Below are 2,706 nucleotides of genomic sequence, written 5' to 3' on the forward strand. Positions count from 1 at the left end.
AAGCAGGAGAGAAAGTTGCCTTGGTAGGTCCGACTGGTTCAGGTAAAACGACCATTATTAATCTGTTAATGAGGTTTTATGATAGTAACTCAGGGGAGATAAGAATTGATGATACGTCGATCAAGGAGTATAAAATCAGTGCGATCAGGAAAAAAGTCGGCATTGTGCTTCAGGACACCTTTATCTTTTCCGGGACGATCATGGAGAATATTCGTTATGGTCGTTTAGAAGCAAGTGATGAAGAAGTCATCGCAGCGGCAAAAATGGCATCTGCCCATGGATACATCAAGCATTTACCTAACCAATATCAAACAGTCATCACGTCCAGCGGGTCCAATTTAAGTCAGGGACAACGCCAATTAATTGCGATTGCACGAATCATCTTAGCAGATTCAGATATTTTAATTCTGGATGAAGCGACATCGAGTATTGATACGAGAACTGAAATTGAAATCCAAAAAGGCTTGAATCGATTGACAGAGGGACGGACAAGTTTTGTGATTGCCCATCGCTTAAAAACAGTTGAGAATGCCGATCGAATTTTAGTTATTGACCAGGGAGAAATCATTGAAAGTGGGACCCATCAGGAACTTCTATCGAAGAATGGTTTTTATACTCAATTGTACAGCAGCCAATTTACTCATAATAAAGTCAGATAGTAGTCACCAATTATTCACGCAATGTTCATTCTTCTCCATCGATGCTCAAGGTGGTTCACTTACAATAAAGTGAGTAAGGGGTAAAGGGGAGAAGACAAATGTACTGGGCATTAACGATAATGATGATTGCGGCGATGTGTGGTTTATTTAGCTGCGGTTACTTTGTAGCCGTCATCAATAGGAAATACGGTAAATCATGGCTGCACGCCATCCCGATTACGATCGCACTCTTAATGTTCAATGTGATATGGGCTCTGCTTGAAATGGCGAAAACAGGTCGATGGACTAGTTGAAGAGTTATCCTAAAAAGGCGCACCTATAATAAGGTGCGTTTTTTGTGTTGTTTTTTGACGTCTTCCGGAACTTTCGTTATATTTAGTACACAATAAATGACGCATTGTATATAGGAGGAACGATGAAACCTTTTTATTTGTTTTTGATGACATACAGACAACCGAAGATTATAGATGAAATCACTAGATTTGCAAATGAAGCCTTTGAAGATCACGAGTTTCCAAAACAATCAACTGATTATGATGAAGTGAGCAGATACCTAGAAATGAACGGAAGTTATTTACCGAATATGGCCGTCTTTGACGAAGCATGGGAAATTTACCAAGAAAGTCTCTAACGATAAAATGATTCACCTTAAGATACCTGTAAAACTAGCCTTTCGACTCCTCCGTATTTCTGCGCGAGATTTACCATATATCCTCAATGTTTCTTAACCATATGGCTTGGATATGCATATACTTTAGTAATAAACATTTAGGACCTATGTTGAGGGGATGTCTCTTATGGGGAAAAAAAAACAGCCGAAATTTAAGAAAGGCGATACAGTCGTCATTTCAATGTACGGCACAGTTGGAAATATTACAGATGTTAAGTATTTGGATGGAGTATTTATTTATGAAGTTAACCATAGCGAAGGGTTATATTTAGAAACGACTTTGCAGCATATCTTTGAATATGAGGGTGAAATTCATACTGAGGCCGAACAAATCGATATTGAGTATAAGTTCATCTTTGGAGATTTGGTAAAGGTAGAGGGGTATGAGCAGGACTATTTTAAGGTTATCGGATTTCGTACTGAGATCTGGCGTTACCAAGAGCATGCATGGGAAGATGTCATCTATGAACTTTCACGGATTTCCGATGGCGAGTGGCTGGAAACACATGAAGAAGAAATGGAATTGATAGCAGATGCTGAAAAAGCAGAAAGCTTCATAAAAAATATGGGAATGCATGCTAGTAGCCCAAAGAAAAATGTGGTTCTTGATCCTGACGCCTTATCAAAAAAACCTGCTATAACAGAAGGGGAAAGGCGAAAAAATATGGAGGAAAAAAAACAGCTGATCGATGGCCTGCTCGATTTATACAATGACTATCAAATTCTATTCACCCTCTTTGGCGATGAGGACTACAAACATGTGATGAGCGTTGCCATGGTGAAGATAAAAAAAACGGCGAGTGAACTCTATTCAAATAAAAAGTTAGCAAATTGACAGTAGAATACTGGCCGAAACCTGATGGCAGCTGGAATACAGGCATAATTGTCTAAAGCTGTTCATACACCTGTAACAAGGGGGCGATGATATGCGGGAGATTGAGGTTTTTATTGATACGGAAGAAATTGCAGAATTTTTCTATCAAGAGCTGATGAAACGGGGATATATTCCGGCTGAATCTGAACTCGAAGATCTTGCAGATATCACATTCGACTATTTATTGGAGAAGTGTATCATCGATGAAGAGACGGATGACTAAACGCCCGGTAACAACGGACCCTGCACACCCATAAGCGTTAAGAAACGACGGACACCCCCGTCGTTTTTTCATGGAATAAAAACCGTGCTTCTGTGTATAGTTCCCTTTAGGAAGGTCAGTATGGTATAGTAAACTGTGTCAATATCTCACAGTTTTTAAGGAGGATAATTAAATGAGTGTACATATTAATGCGAAAGAAAATGAAATTGCGGAAACGGTATTATTACCAGGCGACCCGCTGCGGGCTAAATATATTGCGGAAACGTTCTTAAAAGATGCA

General features: G+C 39.4%; 5 protein-coding genes and 1 pseudogene. All 6 read left to right on the forward strand.

Going from position 1 to position 2,706, the window contains the following annotated elements; all coding sequences use genetic code 11:
• The coding region (locus tag AC52RT_RS14035) for an ABC transporter ATP-binding protein (protein WP_495541319.1) at window positions 1-659 on the forward strand (659 nt) is incomplete at its 5' end.
• A 98-nt stretch (window positions 660-757) separates the two neighbouring features.
• The gene (locus AC52RT_RS14040) at window positions 758-952 is read left to right on the forward strand and encodes a hypothetical protein (protein ID WP_040375644.1); all 195 of its coding nucleotides are present in this window, start codon (window positions 758-760) and stop codon (window positions 950-952) included.
• Window positions 953-1,074: 122 nt separating this feature from the next.
• The gene (locus AC52RT_RS14045) at window positions 1,075-1,290 is read left to right on the forward strand and encodes a YozE family protein (protein WP_495541320.1); all 216 of its coding nucleotides are present in this window, start codon (window positions 1,075-1,077) and stop codon (window positions 1,288-1,290) included.
• Between the two features lie 166 nt (window positions 1,291-1,456).
• Window positions 1,457-2,164, forward strand: coding sequence for a germination protein YodN (gene yodN / locus AC52RT_RS14050; protein ID WP_340846127.1), 708 nt, complete (start codon window positions 1,457-1,459; stop codon window positions 2,162-2,164).
• A gap of 91 nt (window positions 2,165-2,255) precedes the next feature.
• On the forward strand, window positions 2,256-2,426 hold the full coding sequence (locus AC52RT_RS14055) for a YozD family protein (protein ID WP_495541321.1): 171 nt from the start codon (window positions 2,256-2,258) through the stop codon (window positions 2,424-2,426).
• Window positions 2,427-2,598: 172 nt separating this feature from the next.
• Window positions 2,599-2,706: pseudogene (locus AC52RT_RS14060) on the forward strand (purine-nucleoside phosphorylase); the annotation flags it as partial.

Source organism: Peribacillus sp., assembly GCF_059453735.1.

Coding starts and splice junctions, on each gene's coding strand:
- AC52RT_RS14040 (WP_040375644.1), top strand. CDS start 758: ATGTACTGGGCATTAACGATAATGATGATTGCGGCGATGTGTGGTTTA.
- AC52RT_RS14045 (WP_495541320.1), top strand. CDS start 1,075: ATGAAACCTTTTTATTTGTTTTTGATGACATACAGACAACCGAAGATT.
- yodN (WP_340846127.1), top strand. CDS start 1,457: ATGGGGAAAAAAAAACAGCCGAAATTTAAGAAAGGCGATACAGTCGTC.
- AC52RT_RS14055 (WP_495541321.1), top strand. CDS start 2,256: ATGCGGGAGATTGAGGTTTTTATTGATACGGAAGAAATTGCAGAATTT.